Genomic DNA, 24,043 nt, shown 5'->3' with positions numbered 1-24,043 from the left:
GACATGAGCACGCAGACCTTCGTTCTCCCCGATGTCGGGGAGGGCTTGACCGAGGCCGAGATCGTCACCTGGAAGGTCGCCCCCGGCGACGCCGTTCAGGTCAACGACGTGCTCGTCGAGATCGAGACCGCCAAATCGCTCGTCGAGCTGCCCTCGCCGTTCACCGGCACGGTCAGCGAGACGCTCGTCGAGGAGGGCGTCACGGTTGCCGTGGGAACCCCGATCGTGACGATCGAGGCAGCTCCGGATGCATCCGCTCCGTCCGCCGCGGCTCCGGTGTCAGGGATGCACGGTTCTGGCGCCGCCGAATCGCCATCCGTGACACCGGAAGCAGGGGCCGAGGGCGGTGGCGCCGTGCTCGTGGGATACGGGACGGGAGGGGCTGCCACCTCACGTCGCCGCAAGCCTGCCGAGCGGCCGGTGACGGCATCCGTCGGGGTCATCGCGAAGCCCCCGATCCGCAAGCTCGCACGCGACCTCGGTGTCGATCTGGCTGCCGTCACGCCCTCGGGCGAGGCTGGCGAAGTCACCCGTGAGGACGTCGTGAAGCACGCCTCGCAGGCGAGCGTGTTCCGCAATATCGAGACCCCCGATTGGCCCGAGGTGCGTGAGGAGACGATTGCTGTCGCGCCGGCCACGGCGCCAGCGACCCCCGCCCCAAACGGTGTCGCTTCCCCGTTCGCGCAGGCCGCGGGACGCGTCGAGTCGATCCCCGTCAAGGGAGTGCGCAAGGCCACCTCGACAGCGATGGTGCAGTCGGCATACTCGGCGCCGCACGTGTCGGTGTGGACGGATGTCGACGCGACGCGCACGATGGAGCTCGTCAAGCGGCTGAAGGCGTCCCCCGACTTCGCCGACGTCAAGGTATCGCCGTTGCTGATCATGGCGCGCGCCGTCATCTGGGCGGTGCGCCGGACGCCGATGGTGAACGCCGCCTGGGTTGACGGCGACGGTGGCGCCCAGATCAGCGTGCGCCACTACGTCAACCTCGGGATCGCCGCGGCAACCCCGCGCGGGCTGCTGGTTCCCAACATCAAGGACGCCCAGGACCTCAACATGCGCGAGCTCGCCCGCGCCCTCGAGAAGCTCACGCTCACGGCGCGCGAGGGCAAGACCACGCCGGCCGACCAGCAGGGGGGCACGATCACGATCACCAACATCGGCGTGTTCGGGATGGATGCCGGAACCCCGATCATCAACCCCGGTGAGTCGGGCATCGTCGCGATGGGCACGATCCGGCAAAAGCCCTGGGTCGTGGACGGCGAGGTGCGTCCTCGCTATGTCACGACGGTCTCGGGCTCGTTCGATCACCGCGTCATCGACGGCGACGGGATGAGTCGCTTCATCGCCGACGTCGCGTCGATCCTCGAGGAACCCGCGCTCCTGCTCGACTGACGCGGACTCAGCGCGCAGATGAAAGATCGCGTCCGCCCGTTTTGATAATGATTCTCACATCCGTTATCGTTGCCCGTATGACGACCCGACGACTTTCCACCCTGCTCGCGCTGGGCGCGGCATCCGCCCTCACCCTCACGGCCTGCGCCGGTACTGGCGGAACATCTGAGACGTCGGCCTCGGATGCCGCCACGCTGAGCGTCGTCGCGTCAACCAACGTCTACGGTCAGATCGCCGAAGAGATCGGTGGTGACGCGGTCACGGTCACCTCGATCATCGCCTCGGCCGCTCAGGACCCGCACGAGTTCGAGCCGACGGCTCAAGACCAACTCACGGTCTCGGAAGCCGACCTCATCATCGAGAACGGCGGCGGCTACGACGGCTTCATGGATGCCATGATCGAGGCGAGCGGCACGACTGCTCCGGTCATCACCGCTGCCACGTTCAACGCCAATTACCCCGGCGACGATGGCGCAGCGGAGACCGAAGACGCTCACGCCGATGAGGACGGTCACGACCACGCGCACACCGAGGGATTCAACGAGCACGTCTGGTACGACCCGCACACGATGGAGCACCTTGCCGAAGCCATCGCTGAGGAGCTCTCGACGCTCGACCCCGACAACGCCGACCTCTTCGAGACCAACGCTGCAGCCTTCATCGACCAGATCGCCGGGCTGGAGGCATCCCTCGACGAGATCTCCGCAGCCCATGCGGGCGAGGGGGTGTTCGTCACCGAGCCCGTTCCCGTCTACCTGATCGTGGCGGCAGGGCTCGAGAACCTCACGCCCGAGGCCTTCAGCGAGGCCGTTGAGGAGGGGCAGGACGTGCCCCCCGCAACCCTGCTCGAGGCGCTGGGCATCGTGGAGGACGGCTCCGTCAAGGTCGTCATCGCCAATGCGCAGACCGGTGGTGCCGAGACCACGCAGATCATCGATACTGCGACCGCGCAGGCAATCCCGGTGCTGGAGTTCACGGAGACCCTTCCGGAGGGCCAGACTTACATCTCGTGGATGCAGCAGAACATCGCGGAGCTCGCGGACGCGCTCGGCGCGTGAGCTCCAGCGCGACCTCGGACGCCCAGCCGCCGCTCCGCATCCGCGGAGCGGCGCTGCGCCGTGGCGAGCGGGAACTGTGGGCCGGGCTCGACCTCGACGTCGAACCCGGCGAGTTCATCGCGGTCCTCGGGCCCAGCGGCTCTGGCAAGACGACGCTGCTGCGCGCCATCCTGGGCCTTGAGCACCTGAGCGCCGGGACCATCGAGACCGGCGGCCGCCGGGTCGAGCGCCGGGGCAACCGGCACATCGGTTATGTGCCCCAGCAGCGCCCTCTTCCGCCCGAAACCGCGCTACGGGGTCGGGACCTCGTGACCCTCGGTGTCACCGGCCACAAGTTCGGATTCAGCCTCCCCCGCCGGCGTGAGCGCGACCGGGTTGACGCGTTGGTGGCGGACGTCGGTGCCGAAGGGTTCGCCGACCGGCCCGTCGGTGAACTGTCCGGGGGCGAGCAGCAACGGCTGCGCATCGGGCAGGCGATCGCCGACGACCCCGGCCTGCTGCTGTGCGATGAGCCGCTGACGAGCCTCGACCTTGCCAACCAACAGGCGATCGTGGCGCTCATCGATCGGCACCGGCGCGAGCGCGGCACCGGCGTGCTCTTCGTCACGCATGACATCAACCCCGTCCTCGACGTCGTGGATCGCATCCTCTACATCGCCGGGGGCCGGTTCACGCTCGGAAAGCCCGACGAGGTCTTGCAGACGAGCGTTCTCAGCGACCTCTACGGCGCTCCCGTCGCTGTGCTGCGCGCCGGCGACCGGCTCGTCGTCGTCGGCGCGCCGGATGCCGAGGTCTCACACCATCACCACCACGACGGCGACGAACTCGGTGGGGTGCACGCATGAACTGGTCTGACATCGGTGACGCCATGTTCGGGGGGGTGTCCGACTACGGTGCGATCCTCGCGTTGGTCTCGAACTCGGTCATCGCAGGCGCCGTGCTGGGCCTGGTCGGAGGCCTGGTCGGCGTCTTCGTGATGCAGCGCGACATGGCTTTCGCCGTCCACGGCATCAGCGAGCTCTCGTTCGCGGGCGCCGCGTTCGCGCTCCTGATCGGCTGGGATGTCGTGACCGGGTCGATCGTGGGCTCGCTCATCGCCGCCGGCCTCATCGGATGGCTCGGCGCCCGCGCCCGCGACCGCAACTCGTTCATCGGCGTGCTCATGCCGTTCGGCCTGGGCCTGGGCATCCTGTTTCTGTCGCTCTACAGCGGGCGCAGCGCCAACCGCTTCAGCCTGCTGACGGGGCAGATCGTCTCGGTGCAGAACGCCCAGCTCGGGTGGTTGATCGCGATCAGCATCCTGGTTCTTCTCGGACTGCTCTTCATCTGGCGCCCCCTGCGCTTCGACTCCCTCGACCCGCAGTCCGCGGCAGCGCGCGGTGTGCCGGTCACGGCCGTCTCGCTCGGGTTCATGCTGCTGCTCGGGCTCATCGTCGCCGTGGCGATCCACATCATCGGTGCGCTGCTGGTCATGGCGCTGCTCGTGACCCCTGCGGCGGCTGCCATGCGAATCGCGTCGGGACCGTGGAGCGTGCCGCTGCTGGCAGCTGGATTCGGATTCGTCTCGGCGGTGGGCGGCATCCTGTTGGCTATCGCCGGCACGCTCCCGGTGAGCCCCTACATCACAACCATTTCGTTCCTGATCTACCTCGTCTGCCGCCTGGTGGGAGGACGCCGAGGTCGGGTGACGCGGGCGCGGTTCACGTGAGAGCTCCCACGCGCTCCCAGCCGGCGCCGAACGTGGCTCGCTAGACTCCCGGCCATGGCGCAACGCAATACCTGGCAGCGCGAACGCGTGCGCACGGCGCTGGGCGACGCCCCTGGCTTCATCAGTGCCCAGTCACTTCACGCGGTGCTTCGCGACGAAGACACCGGGATCGGCCTGGCTACGGTCTACCGCGCTCTTGCGAGTCTCGCCGACGAGGGCGCAGCCGATACGCTGCACGGCCCCGACGGCGAGAGCCTCTATCGTGCGTGTGAGACTTCGGGGCATCACCACCACCTGATCTGTCGCTCGTGCGGCGCCACGGTGGAGATCGCGGCGACCCCCGTCGAGCAGTGGGCGCGGTCGGTCGCCGAACAGCACGGGTTCACGGATGCCGAGCATGTGGTCGACATCTTCGGGCTCTGCCCCGAATGCACGGTGCGCGCCCGGGCGGCAACCAGCGACGGGAACCGTGCGCGCTGACGCGCCGGTGACCGAGCGCTCCCGTGCCGGGGGCGCGAGCCCGGGTGCGCGGGCAGCGGTCGGCGTCGGAATCGGCATCCTCTTCATCGCGATCCTGGTCGCGATCGACCTTCTGTCACCGTCGTTCTTCGCGTCGCCGCTGTCGACCCGCGCACAGGATGGCCTGACCCTCGCGATCAGCGTCCTGATCGAGTCGCTGCCGTTCGTGGTGCTCGGCGTTGTGCTCTCGATCGTCGTGCAGGTCTGGATCCCGCCGGGGGTTCTCGAGCGATGGATGCCGCGCACGCCGTGGCTGCGGCGGGGTGTCCTGTCGCTGCTGGGTATGTTCATCCCGGTGTGCGAGTGCGGAAACGTCCCCTTCGCCCGCGGCCTCCTGATGCGTGGGTTCACGGTTCCCGAGACGCTGACCTTCCTCATCGCAGCGCCGATCGTGAACCCGATCGTGATCATCACGACGCACCAGGCATTCGGGTTCAGCGACGGCATCCTGGTGGCGCGCCTGGTGGGAGGGTTCCTGATCGCCAACCTGCTCGGCTGGCTCTACAGTCGGCATCCGAGCCCCGACGCCTTGCTGACCGACCGGTTCCGCGACACGTGCGAACTGGTCACGCACGAGCCCGGCGGCAAGGGACGCCGAAGCCTCGCCCAGTTGGTCATCGAACTGCGCGCCGTCATGCCCGCGCTCATCATCGGGTCCGCCATCGCCGGAGCGGTGCAGGTGCTCATCCCGCGGGACGTGTTGCTGGCGATCGGGTCCAACCCCGCACTGTCGATCGTCGCCATGATCGCTCTCGCGATGGTCGTCTCGATCTGCTCCAACGTCGACTCGTTCTTTGCGCTCTCGTTCGCCTCGACCTTCACTCCCGGTTCGATCGTCGCCTTCCTCCTGGTCGGGCCGCTCGTCGACGTGAAGATGCTCGCCCTGCTGCGCACGACCTTCACGACCCGCACCCTCGTCGGGATCGTCGTGGTCGTCGTTCTGTCGGCCTTCGCCATGGGGACGGTGGTGAACCTTCTTGCCTAGGCTCGGCTCCCTCGGAACGCGCTGGCTCGGCGTCGGACTTGCCTCAGCGCTCGCCGTCCTCACCGTCGGGCTTGCGGTGACGGGCCGACTGTCGCTCTACATCAACCCCGAATCGGCGTGGTTCGCGGTCGGGATGTCGGTGATCGTGCTGGTCGGAGCTGTCGCATCCTTCGCGCTTCCGCTGGGCGCCGAAGACGACCACGGACACGATCACGGGGATGCGACAGCCCACGAGCATGGTCACGCGCACGTTCGGCATCCGGTAGCCCTCGCCGGCACGGTTGTCGCAGGAGTGCTTGCCAGTGCCGTCGTGGTCGGCGCTCTCGCCCTGCCACCGTCGTCACTGTCGCCGCAGTTCGCCTCGACGAGCACCTCGACCACACCAGTCCTGTTCGGCGGCCGGGATGTCGTCACCCTGGCATCCACGGGAGATACGGCGACCTTCGGGGTCGGGGAATGGGCAACGGTGTTCGCGACGGCGACAGACCCGGCATCCTTCGACGGCGACGCCGTCACGCTGACCGGCTTCGTCGCCCCTGGAGATGCCGGGACCGGCTTCCTGCTGTCGCGGTTTGTCATCACCCACTGCGTCATCGACGCGCAACTGGCGGCGGTTCCCATCGTCTGGGGCGGCACGGCAGCGCCCGAGGGCGAGTGGGCTACCGTCACGGGTACGGTGCGCTCGGACTCGGATGGGCGGCTGCACATCGCCGCCGAGTCGGTTGAGGCTGTGCCCGAGCCCGAGGACCCGTATGAGTACTGACGCGGGTCGACGGCGCGACGGGGCGACTGCTTCGCGCCGTCAGCGAGCGACGCGACGGCGCCTGCGCGGGTTCGTCCTCGGCTTTGTCGGGGTCGCCGCCGCGATCGGCCTCGTCGGTGCTCTCGGGGCCGCAGCCACGGTCCTCATGGGTCCGCGTGCGACTACCGTTCAGGTCGACCCGTCCGCAGCGATCTCGGCATCCGGATCTCGGCTGATCGTGACGACCTCGCAGTCGCTCGCCGACGTCGATCCTGCTTCGGTGACCGTGACCCCCGCAACGCCGTTCGATATCGACACCTCGGGCCGCAGCATCGGCGTGCGCTTCACGGTTCCCTTGGATGCCGACACCGAATACACCGTCACGATCGACGGGGTGACCGGAGTCTCGGGCGGACCGTCATCCACGATCACCGAGACGTTCACCACGCCTCCGAGTGAGGTGTTCCTGTTGCAGCGGGGCACGGTCGATGGCGACACCATCTTCCGCACCGACCTCACCGGCGAGGCTGCCGTCGCGGTGTTCGCTCACCCGCACATCGAGGACTATCGCGCGACCCGCGACCACCTCGTCGTGCTCGTCGACGAAGACGGCGAGAGCGCGCTCATCATGACCGACCTCGACGGGCAGAATCCGGTCGAGCTGACCCTGCCGGGCACCGGATACATCGCTGACCTGCAGATCGCCGACCGAGGGGAGCGGATCGGGTACCTGTTCACCTCGGCGACGGTCGGGACGGGTAGCGGCGACGAATCGGCGCTGTACACGGCATCCCTCGACACGCCGACCGCCGACCCCACGAAGGTCGTCGTCGCAGGGGCCGACGAGCGGGTCGCACAATGGTCGTTCGTGCCCGACACCGACAGTGTGCTGCTGGTCGCCTTCGACGGGACCCTGTTGCTGACCGCCCCCGACGGATCGGCTCCGACAGCTCTCGGGCTCGCGCTCGCGATCGATGGCATCGCGCCGGGAACCGCCCAGGCGATCGTCGAGCGCGTCGACGGGCTCGTCGTGCTCGACCTGCTCACCGGAGAGGAGACACCGCTGGATGTGGGCGACGACCCGGCGGTGATCGGCAGCGTCATGCCGCTCCCGCGCGGCGGCACCCTGCGCACGACGTTCCCGATTGCCGACACCGGCCTGCCGACCGGCGCGACATCCGTCGTCCTCGTCGATGACGCCGGGACGTCGACGGAGGTGTTCTCGGCACCCGATACTGACGCGGTTCTGCAGACCTGCGTGTCGCCAAGCGGACAATACGCGGCAATGCTCGTGGCGCCCGACCTGGCATCCAACCCGTACGACACCTACCAGCTGCCCCTGCCCGCCACGGTAGAGACCCACATCGTCGAACTTCCGCGGGGCGATGGTTCCCAAGCCCGCGAACTCGTCGCGCTGGCTGGCTCGTCGATTTCGTGGTGCCGCCAGTCGGTGTCGTGGCGGTGAAGAACCGCGACGGACTGCGTCCGGCGACGCGCGCGGACCTATCCGGCCTACCGGTGGAGGTCGCGCCGACACTGCTCGGTGCGCATCTGGTCGTCGAGCTCGGCGGTGAACGGGTCGTCGCCCGTCTCACCGAGGTCGAGGCCTACCACGGCGTCGGAACCGGCGAGATTCCCGATCCCGGATCCCACGCGCGGTCGGGCAGAAGCGCTCGCAATGCGACGATGTGGGGCCCGCCGGGCCACCTCTACGTGTACCTCAGTCACGGCATCCATTCGTGCGTCAACGTCGTGTGTGCACCGGCGGGCGTCGCCGGCGGTGTGCTGCTGCGGGCTGCCGAGATCGTCGAGGGCGCTGAGATCGCAAGGCGGCGCCGCTTCGCGGTGCGGGAGCCGGGGCCCGCGCGGGACCTCGCACGCGGACCCGGCAGGCTCGGACAGGCCGTCGGCCTGCATCATGCGGAGCACGACGGCATCGATGCCGTCACCGGTGCGAAGCAGTCCGGCGCCACCGCACGGCTGCTGCTGCCCGAGGAACCGCTGGCGCACGTGGCGACGGGGCCGCGGGTCGGCGTTGCGGGAGTCGCGGGCACGGATGCCTACCCCTGGCGGTTCTGGATCCCGGGAGATCCCACGGTCTCAGCGTTCCGCTGGGGCCGGGGTGCAGAAGGGGCACGCACGGCCGCCGTGCTAGACTGACTCTTTGTCTGCGCGCACTCCAGCACGCAGTTCGTACCCTTCCCTCGTCATCCGGCCAGAAATGGTCTGTCGAGTGCGGGGTGCAGACAAGGGATCTTGGGTGGGGCCGTCCGGCCTCACGGTACAGAAGGAGACATCACCATGGCTGCAGTGTGCCAGGTGACTGGAGCGGTTCCCGGCTTCGGTCACAACATCTCGCACTCGCACCGCCGGACGAAGCGCCGCTTCGACCCGAACGTGCAGAAGAAGACCTACTACGTGCCCTCGCTCGGTCGTAAGGTCACCCTGAACGTGTCCGCCAAGGGCATCAAGGTGATCGACGCTCGCGGCATCGAGTCGGTTGTGAAGGACCTGATCGCGAAGGGTGTGAAGCTCTAATGGCGAAGAAGGCTCAGGACGTTCGTCCGATCATCAAGCTGCGCTCGACCGCCGGCACGGGGTACACCTACGTGACGCGCAAGAACCGCCGCAACAACCCTGACCGCATCGTGCTGAAGAAGTACGACCCGGTCATCCGCAAGCACGTCGAATTCCGAGAGGAGCGCTGATCCATGGCTAAGAAGAGCAAGATCGCGCGCAACCAGCAGCGCCAGGCGGTCGTCGACCGCTACGCCGCCAAGCGTCTCGAGCTCAAGAAGCAGCTCGTGGACCCCAACGCAACCGACGAGCAGCGCGAAGCCGCCCGCGTCGGCCTGCAGAAGCTTCCCCGCAACGCATCGCCGGTGCGCCTGCGCAGCCGTGACGCGATCGACGGTCGCCCCCGCGGCGTGCTGACGAAGTTCGGCATCTCGCGTGTGCGCTTCCGCGACATGGCTCACCGTGGCGAGCTGCCCGGTGTGACCAAGTCGAGCTGGTAAGCCAGCCCGCGAACAGGCACTGTCGAGCTGGTAAGCCAGCCCGCGGACGTCAAGGCCCGGCATCCTCAGGGATGCCGGGCCTTTCGTGTTCCCGCGGTGGGGTGCACTGAGAATCCGATTCGGCGCCACATGCCGGGTTCCCGAGAGGATTCTCGGCGCCCAAACGGATTCTCGCGTGTGGGTTGCGCGGAGTGAGCGCCGCTGATCGCAGAGTCACGGCAGTCACATGCGTCACTCCCGTGACGCGACACGCCGCGAATCGGATGCCGATACCGCGTAAATCCGCGGAATTCCGGGGTTCGTGGGTATATTCGAGGTCGGTCGGCAAGAGACCAGCCGAGAGCCACCAGCTTTCGGTCCATGCACGAGGGCGGGGACTTCACCGCCTTGGAGGACAACCACAATGGCTGAAAAGTCCATCACCAAGACCGAGCTCGTCGCGAGCATCGCAAGCGCAACCGGTCAGAGCCAGGCCACCGTTTCGGGCGTCGTCGACGCGCTGTTCACCACTGTCGCCGAGGCCGTCGCCAAGGGCAGCAAGGTGTCGATCCCGGGCTGGGTCTCGTTCGAGCAGGTCGCCACCTCCGCTCGCACGGGCCGCAACCCGCAGACCGGCGAAGAGATCAAGATCCCCGCCGGCAAGCGCGTCAAGGTCTCGGCTGGCGCCAAGCTCAAGGCTGCCGCCAAGTAAGACCCTTCGTCTTCACCTCGAAAGGGGAGCGTCCGTCCGCGGATGCTCCCCTTTCGCGCGCGTAGGCTGAGGGGATGGATTCCCGCCTGCTGCGGGCGATCGGCCCGGCGACGCTCGTGACGGTCGCCGTCGTCGTGATGGTCGCCGCCCTTGCGTACGGTGGTGGCGCCGCGCCGCTGGTGATCGCGGATGCGGGACCCGTCGTTCGTTGGGGTCTGCCGACAGCGACGCTGGTCTTCAACCTCGCCGCGGCCGGGATGCTGGGATCGCTCATCCTGGCCCTGTTCGCTCTCAAAGCCGGCGATAAGGCCTTCACTGTCTCTGTGGATGTCGCATCCGTCTCGGCGGCAGTGTTCACCGTCGCTGCCGGCGTCACGGGGTTCTTCACGTTCATCGACGCCTTCAACGCCCAGGTGGCGCTCGGCCCCGAGTTCGGTTCGCAGTTCGGCAGGTTCCTGACAGACACCGATCTCGGCCGGGCGTGGCTGCTCACCACCATCTTCGGGGCGGTGCTCACGGTTCTCACGTTCGCGGTCCGCTCGTGGACGGGCACCTTCCTCGTCGCCCTCCTCGCGATCGCCGCGCTCGTGCCGGTGGGCACGCAGGGTCACTCGGGTGAGGAGGCCAACCACAACGCCGCCGTGATGGCGACGGTGCTCCACATCGAGGGAGCAGCGCTCTGGCTCGGTGGCTTGATGCTGCTGATCGTCATCCGCCCGGTGCTGCCGACGGATCGGATGACGACGGTGCTGCGTCGCTATTCGACGATCGCGATCGTCGCGTTCGTCGTCGTTGCGGCATCCGGGTACGTGCGCGGCGTCATCGGCGTCGTGACGTGGGAAGCGATGCTCTCGCCATACGGCGCGATCCTGGCCGTCAAGATCGTTGCCCTCGTCGCCATGGGGCTGCTCGGCGCCTGGTACCGGCTTCGGCTGATCGATCGACTTCGCGAGAGCCGCGCATCCCGGTTCTTCTGGTGGCTGATCCTGGCCGAGATCGGGTTCATGGGACTTGCCAGCGGCGCCGCCGTCGCGCTCGCGCGGACCCCGCCGCCGGTCGATACTTCGCTGCCCGAACTGCGTACGCCGGCCGAGTTCCTTACGGGCGCGGCGCTACCACCCGAGCTGACGCCGTGGCAGTGGGTGGCCGCGTGGGAGATCGACCTCCTGTGGGCACTGCTGTGTGCCTTTGCGGCATTCTTCTATCTCGCCGGCGTGTGGCGCCTTCGCGCGCGCGGCGACCGGTGGCCGCTGTATCGCACGGTGCTGTTCCTGTCGGGCCTGGTCATGCTCGCGTGGATCACCAACGGTGCGCACAACGTCTATCAGGAGTACCTGTTCAGCGTGCACATGTTCGGACACATGGCGCTGACGATGGGCATCCCGCTGCTGCTGGTCGCGGGTGCTCCAGTCACGCTCGCACTGCGAGCTGTGCGCAAGCGGGATGACGGAACGCGCGGCGGCCGCGAGTGGATCCTCTGGGCCATCCACACGCCGTTTGCGAAGGTCGTCACCAATCCGTTCTTCGCCGCGGGGAACTTCGTTCTCTCGCTCTGGCTCTTCTACTACACCGACCTGTTCCGCTGGAGTCTGTACGACCACCTCGGGCATGAGTGGATGATCTTCCACTTCCTGATCACGGGGTATCTGTTCGTGCTGTCGCTGATCGGCATCGATCCGGTCCCCTACCGCCTTCCCTACCCATTCCGCTTGCTCATCCTGATCGGGGTCATGGCGATGCACGCCTTCTTCGGCATCGCGATCATGATGAACAGCGGGCTGATGGTCGCCGAGTGGTTCGGTGCGATGGGACGCACGTGGGGGGCGACGCCGCTCGAAGACCAGTACATCGGCGGTGGCATCGCGTGGTCGATCGGAGAGATCCCCACCCTCATCCTGGCGATCACGGTTGCCATCCAGTGGAGCCGCAGCGACGAGCGAGCGCAACGGCGCGAGGACCGGCAGGCCGATCGCACAGCGGATGCCGAACTCGAGGAGTACAACGCACGGCTGGCTCAGCTCGCCGAGCGGGACTCACGCGTCGGCCGCTGAGCGCGGCCCTGCCTCACCCGAGCAGAATCGATGCCGTGCCGTCGGGGAGGATGTCGATCGTTCCCGTGACGACGAAGGGGACGTCGACGCTGACATCGCTCACGCTGCCGTCGAACAGCGAGCGGGAGCGAAGCTCGATGTGGGCCATGGCGGCTGACTCGGCGATGCGCCACCCGGCGCCGTCGGCGACGAGCGAGACGGTCGGGTCTTGCACGATCGACCACGTCGGCAGGGTCACGATGCGGTCGGTGAGGTCGAACCCGAACGGGCAGGCGGTGGGCTGCAGGACCTCTTGCTGCGTGCACTCGTCGAGGAAGGCATCCACTTTCTCTTGCACGAGCGCGACGAACTCGTCGGATGCCGTTGCGGTGACGGTGACCGGGACACTGGTGAACGGGACGTCCGAGAGCATTGCCACGCCCGGTGAGGTGGCTGTGGGAGTATCGACGGTCACCGAGTAGATGCCGGGTGAGAACACCAGCAGGGGGATCGGCGCAGACAGGTCGGCGGCGGCTCCGTCCGGTGAGACCTGCCGTTTGTCCACGCTGAAGCCGTTCACCGCGAACTGTGACGAGCCGTTCACGGTGAGATCCATCACCGCGATCGGGCTCTGCGCGAACTCCCACCGGGGGAAGATCCCGTTCATGCCGTCTTGCTCGACCGAGAATGTCGTGGACGCCTCGTGGCCGCCCGCGGAGTACGCGAGGGTCACCGCGATGGTGTCGCCGGTGTTCGTCTCGGAGACGACGCGGATGTCGCTGAGATCGCCGAGTGCGCTCGATCGCAGGAAGTCCTCGGAGGCGTCCGCGGGGAGGCCGGCGGCCTCCAGGTCGGCGGATGAGACCGCGACTCCGGGCACGGCGAGTGCCTGCGTGGCGTTGCCGTCGGCGAGCAGGTTTGCGTAGCGGACCACGAACGCCGACGGGCCGTAGAACTGGGCGTAGAGCGTCGCGCCCGCCGCGATGAAAGCGGCGATGAGCAGTGCGCCGATGGCCGAGAGAATCACGAGGTCGCCGGCAACGGCGCGGCGCGCATCCCCGCGGCTGCGATGCGACGCGCGCGGCGCAGAGTCCACCGTGACCGTCGAGTCGGGCGCGGTGGCAGCACTGCCCGACGCCTTCTCCCCCGTGGTGCTCACGGCACCAGTCTAGAAACGACCCGCTGTGAGGACGCCCTGTCGCGGCGTGCGCTGGGTAGCATGGCCCGGTGCAGGCGCCCGAACTCTCCGCAGAGCAAGAGGCGCTGTTCCGGCTCATCGAAGACACGCGCGACCATGTCTTCGTCACTGGTCGCGCCGGAACAGGCAAGTCCACGCTCCTGCAGCACCTGTCTTACCGGACGAGCAAACAGATCGCCGTCTGCGCGCCCACCGGTGTCGCTGCCCTCAACGTCGAAGGCCAGACGATTCACTCTCTGCTGCGTTTGCCGATCGGCCTCATCGCGGATGCCGACCTCGAGCATCCTGATGCCACCCGCAAGCTGCTGAACGCGATCGACACCCTCGTGATCGACGAGATCTCGATGGTGAACGCTGATGTCATGGATGCGATCGATCGCTCCCTGCGACAGGCCCGCGGCCGTCGCGCCGAGCCGTTCGGTGGCGTGCAGATCGTCATGTTCGGTGACCCGTACCAGCTTGCGCCGGTGCCGCCGCGTCATGGTGATGAGCAGCGATACATCCGCGACCACTACCGGTCGTTCTGGTTCTTCGATGCACGAGTGTGGGCGGGGTCGGATGCCGCGCTTCCCGGATCGGAGGGCTCGTCGCTCCTGGATCTCGGCCGGTACGGTGCGTCCCTCCAGATCCGCGAGCTCGCCGAGATCCACCGGCAATCCGATCCGGAGTTTCGCCGGATGCTGGGAGCCGTCCGCCACGGGCGGGTAACCGCTGACATCGCGCAGGTACTCAACGACACCGGCGCACGCACCCCGCCCGTGGGTGGGGCCGACGAGCCGCCAATCATCACCCTCGCCACCCGTAACGACATCGTCACGCGGATCAACCGCGCCCACCTCGATGCGCTGCCGGGCGCTACTCAGACGGCGCACGCCGAGATCAGCGGCGACTTCGGTCGCGGGGACGCCGCATACCCCGCCGACGCGGAGCTGCAGTTGAAGGTCGGTGCGCAGGTCATGTTCCTGCGTAATGACGTTTCGACGTTCGGCCAGCCGCCGCGGTGGGTCAACGGCACCATCGGAACCGTGACGCGTATCGCGGGTGGCACGGTGCGCGTGGAGGTGGATGGCGAACAGATGGATGTCGAGCCGGCCGTCTGGGAGAGATTCCGCTATGCCTACAACGCGTCCACGCGGTCGATCTCGCGCGAGATCGTGGCGGAGTTCACCCAGTTTCCGCTGCGCCTGGCGTGGGCGGTGACGATCCACAAGTCGCAGGGAAAGACGTATGACCGCGCCATCATCGACCTGGGATCAGGCGCGTTCGCACCGGGCCAGACCTACGTCGCGCTCAGCAGACTGACCTCGCTCGAGGGGCTCTATCTGTCCAGGCCCCTGCGACCTCGGGACATCCAGGTCGACCCCGATGTGCAGCGATTCATGGCCGCTGTTCGGGCCCGCGCCTGAGGATCGTTCAGGCGATCTCGGCGATACGACCCGAGGCTTTGGCTGCGGCAAGGTCGACGAAGACATCGGTGTTGAACTGGTAGGCGCGCAGCACTTCATCGATGACGCGCTCCTGTTCGTCCGCGTCCCACGGAGCGGCATCCAGTTGCTCGCGGTACACATCCTTGAAGGCGCGGGGGTCGGCGATGTCGTCGAACACGTAGAAGCCGATCCCGTTGGTCTCAAACCCGAACTGCCGTGCCATGAGCTTGCCAATGAACTGCCCGCCCGAGAGGTCGCCGAGGTAGCGGGTGTAGTGGTGGGCGACGAATCCGCCGGCCCAGGTCGAGCCGACCTCGTTGATCCGATCGACGTAGCGCTGGGTGCTCGGGAGCGGAGCGATCCGCTCGCGCCAGTCCGGTCCGATGAGGAACTCGAGGTCGGCCTCCAGTGCGGGGATGCGGGTGAGCTTGTCGCTGATGAACGGGGCCGCAACGGGGTCGTGGCGCATCACGTCGGCGGCGCGCTCGATCGCGTCGTACATGAACCAGTGCTGGGCGACAAGCGCGATGTAGTCCTCGCGCGTGCCCTCGCCCTTCATCAGATCGCTCATGAAGCCGGCGTGTTCACTGCCCGAATGGGCATTGCTCGAGCGCTCGCGCAGGGCCGTCGAGAACGGGGTCACGGGTGTCATGCGCACCAGTGTACCTTCAGGTAAGCCGAACCTTACAAGACCGAAGTCCCGCCAGAGCGAGCGCCGCTCCTCACTCGTGGGAGCGGGGCTCGATCCCGAGACGCTCGCACGCCGCGTCATAGAGCTTCACGATCTCGGCTCGGATCTGCGGCCGTTCGGTGATGCTGCCGTCGGGCCACGGAACTGCCACGGTCACTGTCGTGCCGTCGCCGAGCTCGGCATCCCACACCCCGCCGTCGCCATCGAGATCGGACATGACCGCGCCGACGGCATCCGTCTGTCCGAACGCCCGCACGATCAGGAGGTTGTCGCCACCGTGGTCGCCGTTCATGTGGGCGAGGACGCCGGTGCGGATGGTGTCGTCGAAGCGATACGTCATGGTGCCAGCGTAGGGCCGTGATCATTGCGTGGTGTTGATGTGTTTGAATGCTGAATGCACGAACAACGGGGGTTGGGTATGGGTGCGACGATCCTCAGGCGGCGTTGGAGCGCCCTCGGGATCGCGACGGTTGCCCTCGCGGCGATGCTCGTTGGGTGCGCTCCCACCGCAACCGTCGAGATCGACGTGCCGGCTCAGGTCGAGGGAGATTTCCCCGCCGAGACCCAGTCGCAACTGGATGCCGCGCTGGCCGAAGCGATGGCCGCGACCGGATCGTCGGGTGCCATTGTGGGAGTCTGGGCGCCGTGGAGCGGCTCCTGGGTCGCCGGTGTGGGAACCCAGTCTCCGACAAGCTCGCAGGCTGTCACTTCCGACATGGAGTTCCGCGCATCCCGGGTTACGCGGGCCATGACGTGCGATGTTCTCTACGCGCTCGTCGACCGCGAGGTCGTTGCCCTGGAGGACAACGTCTCGGAGTATGTCGGCGGCGCGTCGGGACTGGAAGACGTGACCTTGGGCCAGCTCTGCGACAGCACGTCGGGCATCGGGGCATCGGCGCCGTCGCTGTGGAACGACTGGCTCAAGACCCCGAACCGCCAGTGGCCTCCGCTCGAGCTCGCGGCCTATGGCATGGGACGTGAGCGAACAAGCAGTCCGGGCGCCGCTTTCGTCGACTCGGATGCCGGATACTTCCTGCTCGGCGTTGCACTCGAGACCGCAACCACGACATCCCTCCCCGAGTTGTTCGAGCAATACGTCACCGAACCCCTCAGCCTGGATTCCACGTGGCTTCCGGGCTCCGCCCCGGCGACGCCAGCCGGTGATACCGGTGCTCCGTCGCTACAGGGCAACAACTCCCTGCCGGGTGAGGACGGGCAGCTCCTGTGCGCTGATCCCCTCGAGATCACAGAGCTCTCGGCGAGCATCGGCTTTGCCGATTCGGGAGCTGTCTCGACGATCGCCGACCTCGGTCGCTACGCGCAGGCGCTTGCCACCGGGGCCCTGCTCGGCGATGACCAGACGCGGTTCGACAGCCCTCGTGAGGCGTACCCCGGCGCGCCCACCTGGTACACCTACGACGGCGGAGCGTTCGCCGCCGGCGGGCTGATCGGTCAGCACGGCGCGATTCCCGGCTACCTCACGGCTGCCTACGCCGACCCCGACACGGGGCTGACGGTCGCTGTCGTCTTGAACAACTCCGCGGCTCCCGCGGGGATCGCAGCAAATCTCGCCTGGGAGCTTGCCGCGATCGCCTCCAAGGCTCCGGCAGCCGCCGGCGAGACCGCGCCCCCGGCGGGCCTGCCCTGGACGGCCGAACAGCAGGCTGAAGCCATCCGCGGTGCGGCGGTCTGTCCGCTGCCTCAGCAGTGAACCCGGAACCGCGGTGAGCGCTCCGCGCGCGGCAGCCCTATCTTCGCCGCCGTTCGCGGTCGGAATGGTCGTCACGGGTCTGGTATGTCAGGAGCTCGGTGCCTCCCTCGCCGTTCTGCTCTTCCCCGCGCTGGGGCCCCTCGGAATCGTGTTCCTGCGTCTCGGTTTCTCGGCCGTCATCCTCATGGTCATCGCCCGGCCCCGCCTTCGCGGTCACACCCCGACAGCCTGGCGCTCGGTCGTCGGCTTCGGGCTGGTACTCGCGCTGATGAACTGCCTGTTCTACCTGGCGCTCGCGCGGCTTCCCCTCGGCGTCACGGTCACCATTGAGGTGCTCGGACCGCTTGTGCTCTCGGTGATCGCCGCGCGTCGTGCCAGCGCCTGGCTGTGGGCAGGGCTGGCGCTGATCGGGGTCATCGCGCTGGCCGGGGGCGGGTGGGACCGACTGGACCCGATCGGCGTCCTGTTCGCGCTCGGGGCGGCATCCAGCTGGGCGCTGTACATCCTCGCCTCCGCGCGCGTCGGGCGTGAATTCCCGCGCCTGGACGGACTTGCGCTGGCCATGGTGGTGGGCGCGCTCGCAGCGCTGCCCTGGGGACTGATCGCAGCAGGCGGCTCACTCGTGCGCATCGACCTTCTCGCATTGGGCGCGGCAGTCGCGGTGCTCTCTTCGACGATCCCGTACGCGCTCGAGCTGTTGGCGTTGCGGCGGCTGGCGGCATCCGCGTTCGCGATCCTGATGAGCCTTGCCCCCGCGACAGCGACCCTCGCCGGCTGGTTGCTGCTCGGACAGGCCATGACGTGGCTCGAGATCGTCGGAATCGCGCTGGTCATCGCTGCGAGCATCGGAGCCGTTCGGGCTGCATCAGTCCGAGCAGCGGCCGGCACGCGCGGCGCGGAAGCTCCTCCCGCCGAGCCGCTTCCGTAGGTCTGCGCTCCGCCTCCCCGCTAGAGCGTGGCCGTGCCGCCGAGGATCGTCGACACGAGGTGTTCGGTGAGGGCATCGGCCCCGTCGAAGAGCACGCGGGTCCGGACACCGTCGTGATCCCGGGGGCCGAGGCGTTGTCCCCTCATGTCGACCACGGTCGAGCCGCGCGAGGGACCGTCTGTCGTATCGATGACGACGGGAACCCGCAGGCTTCGTCCGATGCCCGGCGCCCCCGCCGCGGTCATCGCCGCCAGCGGGTCATGCAGGGGGCTGAGCCTCTCACCGAACTGCGGCACGTAGAAGTCGAGGTAGTGGTCGAGGATCTCACCGACCGCGCGCGCGAACGGATCGGCTGAGGCGAGCAAGCGGCCCCGGTCGCCGTCGGTGAGGACATGGTTCATGGTCACATCCAGGGGCACGAACGTCACGTCCCAGTCGGCCCGGGTGAGAACATCAGCAGCCTCGGGGTCGTTGAAGATGTTCGCCTCTGCCGCGGGAGTGATGTTGCCGGGAACGAGGGCTGCGCCACCCATCGTCGTGACACCGGCAATTCGCGACGGCAGCGTCGGGTCGCGTTCCAGGGCGAGCGCGATGTTGGTCACCGGCCCGATCGTCAGGAGGTGGAGCGAGCCTGCGTAGGCGTGGGACAACTCGAGCAGGAGGTCAGCAGCGTCGCGTGGGTCGGGTGAGGCGCCCGACTCGGGGAGGATGACGCCGCCGATGCCGTTGTCGCCGTGTACGTGTGGCGCGCCGCCGCCGTAGGCGCGCGTGAGGTGGTCGTGCGCGCCGACTGCCACGGGGATGTCGGGGAAGCCCGCCACCGCCAACAGATCGAGGGTGTTGCGAGCAGCTTGCGCGGCATCCGTGTTGCCACTGACCGTGCCGACCCCGACGAGCTCCACCAGGGGGGAGCGCAACAGGTAGGCCAGGGCGACGGTGTCGTCGATACCGGTGTCGCAGTCGAGGTACAGCGGAAGAGGCGCAGTCATGTCGCTCCCGGGGGTGATGAGGTGAGCGGACGGCGCCGTCCGGGGCGCGTCGCGCACCCCTTCGGTTATATCGCGCGGCGAACCGCCGGTCGTACCGGGGCCACGGTGCGTGATGGAATGTCGGCATGACATCCCGAGGTCTGGGCCCGCTCTGCGTGGTCGGAAGCATCAACGTCGACATCTCCGTCACGGTGAGTGAACTTCCCCTTCCCGGCGAGACCGTGCGGGGGCGCGGACCGATCCGCGGCGCAGGCGGCAAGGGGGCGAATCAGGCAGCTGCGGCAGCTCGGCTCGGTGCGGCAGTGCGGATGCTCGGCGCGGTCGGAGACGACGCCGACGGGCAGGCCATGGTCGAGAACCTCCGCCGCGCAGGCGTCGACACGTCCGGCATCCGGGTCGTCGCGGAGCCGACGGGAACGGCACTGATCACGGTGGATGCCGCTGGCGAGAACACGATCGTCGTGTGCGCCGGAGCCAACGACGCGGTCGAGGGGGCAGGGCCGTTCGCGCCCGATGAGGCCGTGCTCGCGCAGTTGGAGATCCCCCCGCACGCGATCGAGGCACTCGCGGCATCCGTGCCCGGGTTTTTCGCGCTCAACGCCGCGCCCGCCCGCGCCGTGCCCGCGTCGGTGCTGCGCCGCGCCGACCTCGTGATCGTCAACGATGCCGAGTTCGCCGCGCTCCCCGCAGTGTCGGCGGCGCGCCTGGTCGTGGTCACCCACGGGGCTCGCGGAGCATCGCTGTGGCGCGACGGTGAGCGGGTGCTGACTGCTCCATCGCCCGTGGTCGACGCCGTGAACGCCGTCGGTGCCGGGGACGCCTTCAGCGCCGCGATCACGCTCGCCGTGCATGCCGGGTGGCCCGATGAGGTTGCGCTGGCCGCGGCGTGCGCGGTGGGCGCCGACGCGGTGACCCACGTCGGCGCCCAGCCGCCCCTTCGTTCTCTCGCCGAGTACCGGTAGCGCTCAGCCGGTGACGTCGCGGGAGCGCAGGGCGAGAGCCGCAGCTCCTGTGAACAGAATCGCGACACCCCAGACCGCTGCGATGCCCCACGCGAATCCCGACTCGAGCGGCGCCTCGCTGTAGGCCCAGGAGTAAGGCGAGAGCCGTTCGACCCACCTGAGATCCTCGGACTGGTTCGCGACTGCCTGCAGTGCGTACCCGTAGACGGCTATGCCCGCGCCCGCCGCAACCCCGGCGATCCGGCGACCGGTGATGGCGCCGGCAAGCAGTGCGGCAGCGGCCGACAGTGCACCCAGTCCCGCGAGGGCTGCAATCGCTGCGATGATTCCGGATGCCTCCAGCCCGAGTTCTGCAGGTCCGTTGAGGATGCCGACCACCACGCCGATGACGATGCCGAACACGACGAGCTTCAGAAGGATCGCCAGGGCGTTCTCGAGGACGTAGGAGACACGGCCGATCCCGTGTGCCAGGTCGAGTTCGAGGCGGCCGTTCTCTTCGGCGCCGCCGATCGCACTCGCACCCCACGCGGTGGTCGCGATCACGATCAGCGCGAAACCGATCAGGCCGAAGAAGGTCGCTTGCGCATACCCCGAGCCGGTGCCGATCTGGTCGTAGCCGAGGGCGTCGACCAGCTCTGGCGGCAGCGTCGCGATGATCTCTTCGAGCGAGCCGTTGCTGCCGAACGACGGAAACAGCGGAAGGTAGAGCGCGAGGGCAGCAGTGAGGCCCAGTGCCCACGCGAGCAGTCCGCGCCAGGAGTCACGGAGGCTCCGGGCGGTGATGGGAAGCAGGCGGCCCATCTCACTCGCCCCCCATCGCTGTGGGGGTATCGGTGCTCGCGGACCCGTAGAGGCGCAGCACCGACTCCTCGAGGTCGGGCTCCTCGATCAGCAGTTCGGCGACGTGGAAGCGGGCCAGTGCCTTTACGAGCGGGTCGATCTCGCCCTCGAGCGTGGCGTGCACGATCACCCGGTCATCCTGCGCACGCACCTCGGGGGGCGTGCTCGTCGACAGGGGCGCGAGTACGCCGCGGACCGCGTTGGGGTCGGCATCCGTCAGCACGGCACGGATGCGACGCACGGCGCCGAGCCGCAGCTCGTCGACAGCACCCGCCGCGACGATCCGGCCCTGGCTGAGCACCGCGACCTCGTCGGCTGCCTGCTGGATCTCACTGAGCACATGGGAGCTCAGCAGAACCGTTTGGCCGTTCTGCCGCGCCTCGTGCACGAGGCCGAGGAATTCGCGCTGCATCAGAGGATCGAGTCCGCTCGTGGGCTCGTCGAGGATCAGCAGTGGCGGCTCATGCATGAAGGCCTGAATGAGTCCGAGCTTCTGCTTGTTGCCCTTCGAGAGCGTGCGGACAGGGCGGGAGAGATCGCACGAGAGCCGCTCGGCCAGGTGGTCGATGCGCCCGGGGCTGACCGGTCCCGAGACGCTCGTGTAGAAGTCGAGGAGGCGCCGCCCGGTCGCCCTTCCCTCCATCCGCAATTCGCCGGGAACGTACCCGATGCGTCGCCGGAGGGCTGCCCCGCCGGTTCGCGGATCGGTTCCGAGCACGCGGGCGGTGCCGCTGGTCGGCCGGATGATGTCGACCAGCATCCGGAGGGTCGTGGTCTTTCCTGCCCCGTTGGGGCCGATCAGGCCGAACACTGTGCCGGGCGTGACCGACAGGGTGAGGCCGTGGAGGGCGGTGCGCCGCCCGTACTGCTTGCGCAGGTCGTTGAGTTCAATGGCAGGGGTCATCCCCTGCTCCTTTCGTCGCTGGTGTGTGATGGATGCCGAGGGTCACTCGGCCAGCGGCGGGTCGGGATCCTGGTACGGTTCGTTGTCGCCCTTACCCGAAGGTGGACCGATCGGGCGCTCCAGCGCGTCGTGCGCAGCGGTGAGCAGCCGGTCGTCGGCATAGAGACCGTGGGTGTAAAACTCGAGCAGCGGCAGGGTGAGCCGGCGAAGCAGCGTCTCGGTCAGCCCGTCCTCGCCGAGGCTTCGGGCGAGCTGGCGGCGCAGGAGCACCGGGGCGAGGCCGTAGAGCGTCACCGCGGTGACCGTGACGTCCATGTCCGACTGCGGGCGGAGCATCCCGGCCGCGGCCTGTTGCTCGAGGAGGGTGCGCGTCGCGGCCGTCAGGGAGTCGAAGAGGTCGTCTGCCGCCGCGGTGTCGGATGTCAGCATCCGGGACATGTAGTCAAGAAGTGGCTCGTAGCGCTGGCGGTCGGCGAGGGCCTCGCGCATCATCGCTGAGGCGCCGCCACCCGCGATTCGGCCCTTGTCGGTGACCAGCGTCTGGACGACGTAGGCGTCGCACTCTTCGCGCAGTCCGTCTTTGGATCCGAAGTGGTGCACGATCAGCGCTGCGCTCACGCCGGCGCGCTGCGCGATATCCCGCAGGCTGGCCGCGTCGAAGCCGCGCTCTGCGAAGGCCGCGATTGCCGCATCGCGGATCCGATCACGGGTGGGAGCGTCGGATGCTGAACGCATGTTCAACACATTAAACACTTGTTCAGTGCGGCGTCAAGAGGGTGCGCGCGGTGGTTCGCCGCGAACCTGCGGTGGCGAACTATCTCCGGTCGGGCGCGATCGCGCAACCCCCTCGGAGTCAGCAGCGTGCTCCACTACCGTCAAGCCTTGCGACATCACGCCGCGCTCTGCAGATGAAAGGAGACCCCATGGGATTCATGGAAGATGCGAAGAAGAACATCGCTGAGGCTGCGGAGAACACCGCCGACGCCATCAAGGACGGCGTCGACCGGGCCAAGGACAAGGCCGAAGAGATGTCAGCCGAAGCCGACGTGAAGAAGGCAGAGGCCGAACGCGACGCCGTCAAGGCACGCAACGACGTCAAGGAAGCCGCCCGCGACTGACGTCCCCTGAACCCGAAGGCCCGCGCAGAGTACTGCGCGGGCCTTCGATGTTCTCGGGAGAGGTTCGTCGAGTGCCTTGTTCGGGTCGTTCGGCTTCGGTCGGATGCCGTCGCCCGATCCGTCCGACAGAAGCCGATTGCTCCGATCCCAAGTGTCTAGAGGTCGCTGAAGTCGTTGCCAATTCCGAGACTTGACACGACGCCATCGGAGATCACCACAAGGATGTACTCCTCGCCTGGCTCGCCTGGCCGGGTGAGTGACTCGGTGTTCGGAACATCGCGTGCTTCCAGACCGAGATGGTCGAACGAGCCATCACCGTCCTGATCCCACACGTCACGTGGATCAAGAGCCTCGACCTGCTCCGTGCTCTTCCCGACTGCGATTCCGTCACGCGTGGAAACCGGAACGCCCCCGAGGGACGGAGACGTGATCTCCGGAGGCGCCCATGTCGAGTTATCGAAGACAACGAATGACACACCGTCCCAGCTGTAGCGGTGGGCGACGATAGTGCCACCACCCCACCAGTCCTCGAGATCCTCAACCGAGGGCGCTGCACCAGTGACCTGAGTGAGGAAGTCGGTCATCAGCTCGGCCTCAAACGCGACCGTTCCTTCGTCGCCGTCGATTCGGTATTCAAGTCCGTCGAGCGTGAACACAATGGAGTCGGGTTCGTCTGGTGTTGGTGTTGGTGCGGGTTCGGACGTTGACTCCGGCGAGGCCGGTGTGTCGACTTGGCCCGACGTGGGCGCGCCTGCCTGGCAAGCGCTAAGAAGGAACACAACGGCCGCAGTTGCGAGACTCACCAGCAGGCGCATGCCTCGAGCGTAACGCCGCGCCACCTTCGGCGGTACGTGAGGCCATTGGAGGGGCTGACGGGAATCGTCCCCACCGCCCCTCCACCCGCCGCTGCGCGGCGCGCGGAGCCTCCGGCGGCGTGGGCCCACCCGCAGGCGGAGATCGGTTCCTACGGCACCCACGCGAATGGCCCGCTGCACCGCCGCTGGCGGCACATCGGGCCATTGGAGGGGCTGACGGGAATCGAACCCGCGCTGTCTGCTTGGGAAGCAGAAGTTCTGCCATTGAACTACAGCCCCATGCGCCGAGGCGCCACGCCAGCATACCAAGCGGCG

27 protein-coding genes and 1 tRNA gene are annotated in these 24,043 nt (G+C 67.9%); 19 read left to right on the top strand and 9 right to left on the bottom strand.

The annotated features are described in order from the left end of the window. Positions 1 to 3 precede the first annotated feature (3 nt). The 14 genes from AB0O89_RS14175 to AB0O89_RS14110 all read left to right on the top strand — a co-directional run bounded on the left by AB0O89_RS14175 (position 4) and on the right by AB0O89_RS14110 (position 12,166). The gene (locus AB0O89_RS14175) at positions 4 to 1,395 is read left to right on the top strand and encodes a dihydrolipoamide acetyltransferase family protein (protein ID WP_363498841.1); all 1,392 of its coding nucleotides are present in this window, start codon (positions 4 to 6) and stop codon (positions 1,393 to 1,395) included. 77 nt (positions 1,396 to 1,472) lie between these two features. Next, a complete protein-coding gene (locus AB0O89_RS14170; protein ID WP_363498834.1) occupies positions 1,473 to 2,453 on the top strand; it encodes a zinc ABC transporter substrate-binding protein in 981 nt (326 codons plus the stop codon). Next, positions 2,450 to 3,298: a metal ABC transporter ATP-binding protein gene (locus AB0O89_RS14165; RefSeq protein WP_363498831.1), complete on the top strand. Its 849-nt coding sequence runs from the start codon at positions 2,450 to 2,452 to the stop codon at positions 3,296 to 3,298. The genes AB0O89_RS14170 and AB0O89_RS14165 overlap by 4 nt, the downstream gene beginning before the upstream one ends. Beyond that, positions 3,295 to 4,161 (top strand): metal ABC transporter permease, encoded by an 867-nt coding sequence (locus AB0O89_RS14160; RefSeq protein ID WP_300590758.1) that lies wholly within the window; start codon positions 3,295 to 3,297, stop codon positions 4,159 to 4,161. Before AB0O89_RS14165 ends, AB0O89_RS14160 begins: the two co-directional genes overlap by 4 nt. Positions 4,162 to 4,215: 54 nt before the next feature. Beyond that, positions 4,216 to 4,641: a transcriptional repressor gene (locus AB0O89_RS14155; RefSeq protein ID WP_363498828.1), complete on the top strand. Its 426-nt coding sequence runs from the start codon at positions 4,216 to 4,218 to the stop codon at positions 4,639 to 4,641. Continuing rightward, positions 4,631 to 5,665: a permease gene (locus AB0O89_RS14150; protein WP_363498825.1), complete on the top strand. Its 1,035-nt coding sequence runs from the start codon at positions 4,631 to 4,633 to the stop codon at positions 5,663 to 5,665. The genes AB0O89_RS14155 and AB0O89_RS14150 overlap by 11 nt, the downstream gene beginning before the upstream one ends. Next, positions 5,658 to 6,428 (top strand): TIGR03943 family protein, encoded by a 771-nt coding sequence (locus AB0O89_RS14145; protein WP_363498822.1) that lies wholly within the window; start codon positions 5,658 to 5,660, stop codon positions 6,426 to 6,428. The genes AB0O89_RS14150 and AB0O89_RS14145 overlap by 8 nt, the downstream gene beginning before the upstream one ends. Beyond that, positions 6,418 to 7,872 carry an Ig-like domain-containing protein gene (locus AB0O89_RS14140; RefSeq protein WP_363498819.1) on the top strand — a complete coding sequence of 485 codons (1,455 nt, stop codon included), beginning with the start codon at positions 6,418 to 6,420 and terminating at the stop codon, positions 7,870 to 7,872. Before AB0O89_RS14145 ends, AB0O89_RS14140 begins: the two co-directional genes overlap by 11 nt. Beyond that, entirely contained in the window at positions 7,869 to 8,567 is a 699-nt protein-coding gene (locus tag AB0O89_RS14135; RefSeq protein WP_363498838.1) for a DNA-3-methyladenine glycosylase, read from the top strand. Before AB0O89_RS14140 ends, AB0O89_RS14135 begins: the two co-directional genes overlap by 4 nt. 141 nt (positions 8,568 to 8,708) lie before the next feature. Next, complete coding sequence (gene rpmB / locus AB0O89_RS14130) at positions 8,709 to 8,945, top strand: 50S ribosomal protein L28 (RefSeq protein ID WP_228179498.1); 237 nt, start codon at positions 8,709 to 8,711, stop codon at positions 8,943 to 8,945. After that, a complete protein-coding gene (gene rpmG / locus AB0O89_RS14125; protein WP_005051772.1) occupies positions 8,945 to 9,115 on the top strand; it encodes a 50S ribosomal protein L33 in 171 nt (56 codons plus the stop codon). The genes rpmB and rpmG overlap by 1 nt, the downstream gene beginning before the upstream one ends. Positions 9,116 to 9,118: 3 nt before the next feature. Next, positions 9,119 to 9,424, top strand: coding sequence for a 30S ribosomal protein S14 (rpsN, locus tag AB0O89_RS14120; protein WP_292707051.1), 306 nt, complete (start codon positions 9,119 to 9,121; stop codon positions 9,422 to 9,424). Positions 9,425 to 9,827: 403 nt separating this feature from the next. Further along, the gene (locus AB0O89_RS14115) at positions 9,828 to 10,115 is read left to right on the top strand and encodes an HU family DNA-binding protein (protein ID WP_195692545.1); all 288 of its coding nucleotides are present in this window, start codon (positions 9,828 to 9,830) and stop codon (positions 10,113 to 10,115) included. Between the two features lie 74 nt (positions 10,116 to 10,189). Continuing rightward, positions 10,190 to 12,166, top strand: coding sequence for a cytochrome c oxidase assembly protein (locus AB0O89_RS14110; protein ID WP_331792372.1), 1,977 nt, complete (start codon positions 10,190 to 10,192; stop codon positions 12,164 to 12,166). A gap of 13 nt (positions 12,167 to 12,179) precedes the next feature. Here AB0O89_RS14110 and AB0O89_RS14105 read toward each other — a convergent pair whose 3' ends face one another. Next, the gene (locus tag AB0O89_RS14105; protein ID WP_300591135.1) at positions 12,180 to 13,304 is read right to left on the bottom strand and encodes a hypothetical protein; all 1,125 of its coding nucleotides are present in this window, start codon (positions 13,302 to 13,304) and stop codon (positions 12,180 to 12,182) included. Between the two features lie 68 nt (positions 13,305 to 13,372). Between AB0O89_RS14105 and AB0O89_RS14100 the strand changes: the two genes are divergently transcribed. Next, on the top strand, positions 13,373 to 14,749 hold the full coding sequence (locus AB0O89_RS14100; RefSeq protein ID WP_363498814.1) for an AAA family ATPase: 1,377 nt from the start codon (positions 13,373 to 13,375) through the stop codon (positions 14,747 to 14,749). Positions 14,750 to 14,756: 7 nt separating this feature from the next. On the opposite strand, the gene AB0O89_RS14095 is transcribed toward AB0O89_RS14100, so the two are convergent. Continuing rightward, on the bottom strand, positions 14,757 to 15,422 hold the full coding sequence (locus tag AB0O89_RS14095; protein WP_363498812.1) for a biliverdin-producing heme oxygenase: 666 nt from the start codon (positions 15,420 to 15,422) through the stop codon (positions 14,757 to 14,759). A 70-nt stretch (positions 15,423 to 15,492) separates the two neighbouring features. Next, positions 15,493 to 15,801 carry a DUF2470 domain-containing protein gene (locus AB0O89_RS14090; RefSeq protein ID WP_363498809.1) on the bottom strand — a complete coding sequence of 103 codons (309 nt, stop codon included), beginning with the start codon at positions 15,799 to 15,801 and terminating at the stop codon, positions 15,493 to 15,495. Between the two features lie 78 nt (positions 15,802 to 15,879). On the opposite strand from AB0O89_RS14090, the gene AB0O89_RS14085 reads away from it, so the two are divergent. After that, positions 15,880 to 17,172: a serine hydrolase domain-containing protein gene (locus AB0O89_RS14085; RefSeq protein WP_363498806.1), complete on the top strand. Its 1,293-nt coding sequence runs from the start codon at positions 15,880 to 15,882 to the stop codon at positions 17,170 to 17,172. A gap of 64 nt (positions 17,173 to 17,236) precedes the next feature. After that, complete coding sequence (locus AB0O89_RS14080) at positions 17,237 to 18,100, top strand: EamA family transporter (RefSeq protein WP_292707806.1); 864 nt, start codon at positions 17,237 to 17,239, stop codon at positions 18,098 to 18,100. A 20-nt stretch (positions 18,101 to 18,120) separates the two neighbouring features. Here AB0O89_RS14080 and AB0O89_RS14075 read toward each other — a convergent pair whose 3' ends face one another. After that, positions 18,121 to 19,089 (bottom strand): nucleoside hydrolase, encoded by a 969-nt coding sequence (locus AB0O89_RS14075; protein WP_363498803.1) that lies wholly within the window; start codon positions 19,087 to 19,089, stop codon positions 18,121 to 18,123. 125 nt (positions 19,090 to 19,214) lie between these two features. Between AB0O89_RS14075 and AB0O89_RS14070 the strand changes: the two genes are divergently transcribed. Further along, a complete protein-coding gene (locus AB0O89_RS14070; protein WP_363498800.1) occupies positions 19,215 to 20,051 on the top strand; it encodes a PfkB family carbohydrate kinase in 837 nt (278 codons plus the stop codon). A gap of 3 nt (positions 20,052 to 20,054) precedes the next feature. Here AB0O89_RS14070 and AB0O89_RS14065 read toward each other — a convergent pair whose 3' ends face one another. Genes AB0O89_RS14065 through AB0O89_RS14055 form a run of 3 tightly spaced genes read right to left on the bottom strand, consistent with a single transcriptional unit; the run spans position 20,055 to position 22,530 of the window. After that, positions 20,055 to 20,852 (bottom strand): ABC transporter permease subunit, encoded by a 798-nt coding sequence (locus AB0O89_RS14065; RefSeq protein ID WP_292707081.1) that lies wholly within the window; start codon positions 20,850 to 20,852, stop codon positions 20,055 to 20,057. Position 20,853: 1 nt separating this feature from the next. Beyond that, positions 20,854 to 21,795, bottom strand: a complete 942-nt coding sequence (locus AB0O89_RS14060; protein WP_331792364.1) for an ABC transporter ATP-binding protein — start codon at positions 21,793 to 21,795, stop codon at positions 20,854 to 20,856. A 42-nt stretch (positions 21,796 to 21,837) separates the two neighbouring features. After that, positions 21,838 to 22,530, bottom strand: coding sequence for a TetR family transcriptional regulator (locus AB0O89_RS14055; RefSeq protein WP_363498796.1), 693 nt, complete (start codon positions 22,528 to 22,530; stop codon positions 21,838 to 21,840). A 188-nt stretch (positions 22,531 to 22,718) separates the two neighbouring features. Here AB0O89_RS14055 and AB0O89_RS14050 point away from each other — a divergent pair, with 188 nt between their 5' ends. Beyond that, positions 22,719 to 22,913, top strand: coding sequence for a hypothetical protein (locus tag AB0O89_RS14050; protein WP_363498793.1), 195 nt, complete (start codon positions 22,719 to 22,721; stop codon positions 22,911 to 22,913). 155 nt (positions 22,914 to 23,068) lie between these two features. Here the strand turns inward: AB0O89_RS14050 and AB0O89_RS14045 are convergent, their stop codons facing one another. Further along, on the bottom strand, positions 23,069 to 23,569 hold the full coding sequence (locus tag AB0O89_RS14045) for a hypothetical protein (RefSeq protein ID WP_363498791.1): 501 nt from the start codon (positions 23,567 to 23,569) through the stop codon (positions 23,069 to 23,071). A gap of 364 nt (positions 23,570 to 23,933) precedes the next feature. Beyond that, positions 23,934 to 24,007, bottom strand: a tRNA-Gly gene (locus AB0O89_RS14040). Positions 24,008 to 24,043 lie beyond the last annotated feature (36 nt).

This window comes from Microbacterium sp. NPDC076895, assembly GCF_040687115.1.
Classification (GTDB): domain Bacteria; phylum Actinomycetota; class Actinomycetes; order Actinomycetales; family Microbacteriaceae; genus Microbacterium.
This window is presented reverse-complemented; position numbering and strand designations above follow the sequence as displayed.

Excerpts from the sequence above, each read along its gene's own strand:
- AB0O89_RS14170 (WP_363498834.1), top strand. The coding sequence starts at position 1,473 with ATGACGACCCGACGACTTTCCACCCTGCTCGCGCTGGGCGCGGCATCC.
- AB0O89_RS14060 (WP_331792364.1), bottom strand. The coding sequence starts at position 21,795 with ATGACCCCTGCCATTGAACTCAACGACCTGCGCAAGCAGTACGGGCGG.
- AB0O89_RS14160 (WP_300590758.1), top strand. The coding sequence starts at position 3,295 with ATGAACTGGTCTGACATCGGTGACGCCATGTTCGGGGGGGTGTCCGAC.
- AB0O89_RS14140 (WP_363498819.1), top strand. The coding sequence starts at position 6,418 with ATGAGTACTGACGCGGGTCGACGGCGCGACGGGGCGACTGCTTCGCGC.
- rpsN (WP_292707051.1), top strand. The coding sequence starts at position 9,119 with ATGGCTAAGAAGAGCAAGATCGCGCGCAACCAGCAGCGCCAGGCGGTC.
- AB0O89_RS14050 (WP_363498793.1), top strand. The coding sequence starts at position 22,719 with ATGGGATTCATGGAAGATGCGAAGAAGAACATCGCTGAGGCTGCGGAG.
- AB0O89_RS14055 (WP_363498796.1), bottom strand. The coding sequence starts at position 22,530 with ATGCGTTCAGCATCCGACGCTCCCACCCGTGATCGGATCCGCGATGCG.
- AB0O89_RS14115 (WP_195692545.1), top strand. The coding sequence starts at position 9,828 with ATGGCTGAAAAGTCCATCACCAAGACCGAGCTCGTCGCGAGCATCGCA.
- rpmG (WP_005051772.1), top strand. The coding sequence starts at position 8,945 with ATGGCGAAGAAGGCTCAGGACGTTCGTCCGATCATCAAGCTGCGCTCG.
- AB0O89_RS14095 (WP_363498812.1), bottom strand. The coding sequence starts at position 15,422 with ATGACACCCGTGACCCCGTTCTCGACGGCCCTGCGCGAGCGCTCGAGC.
- AB0O89_RS14080 (WP_292707806.1), top strand. The coding sequence starts at position 17,237 with ATGGTCGTCACGGGTCTGGTATGTCAGGAGCTCGGTGCCTCCCTCGCC.
- AB0O89_RS14065 (WP_292707081.1), bottom strand. The coding sequence starts at position 20,852 with ATGGGCCGCCTGCTTCCCATCACCGCCCGGAGCCTCCGTGACTCCTGG.
- AB0O89_RS14075 (WP_363498803.1), bottom strand. The coding sequence starts at position 19,089 with ATGACTGCGCCTCTTCCGCTGTACCTCGACTGCGACACCGGTATCGAC.
- AB0O89_RS14155 (WP_363498828.1), top strand. The coding sequence starts at position 4,216 with ATGGCGCAACGCAATACCTGGCAGCGCGAACGCGTGCGCACGGCGCTG.
- AB0O89_RS14110 (WP_331792372.1), top strand. The coding sequence starts at position 10,190 with ATGGATTCCCGCCTGCTGCGGGCGATCGGCCCGGCGACGCTCGTGACG.
- rpmB (WP_228179498.1), top strand. The coding sequence starts at position 8,709 with ATGGCTGCAGTGTGCCAGGTGACTGGAGCGGTTCCCGGCTTCGGTCAC.
- AB0O89_RS14090 (WP_363498809.1), bottom strand. The coding sequence starts at position 15,801 with ATGACGTATCGCTTCGACGACACCATCCGCACCGGCGTCCTCGCCCAC.
- AB0O89_RS14070 (WP_363498800.1), top strand. The coding sequence starts at position 19,215 with ATGACATCCCGAGGTCTGGGCCCGCTCTGCGTGGTCGGAAGCATCAAC.
- AB0O89_RS14175 (WP_363498841.1), top strand. The coding sequence starts at position 4 with ATGAGCACGCAGACCTTCGTTCTCCCCGATGTCGGGGAGGGCTTGACC.
- AB0O89_RS14085 (WP_363498806.1), top strand. The coding sequence starts at position 15,880 with ATGGGTGCGACGATCCTCAGGCGGCGTTGGAGCGCCCTCGGGATCGCG.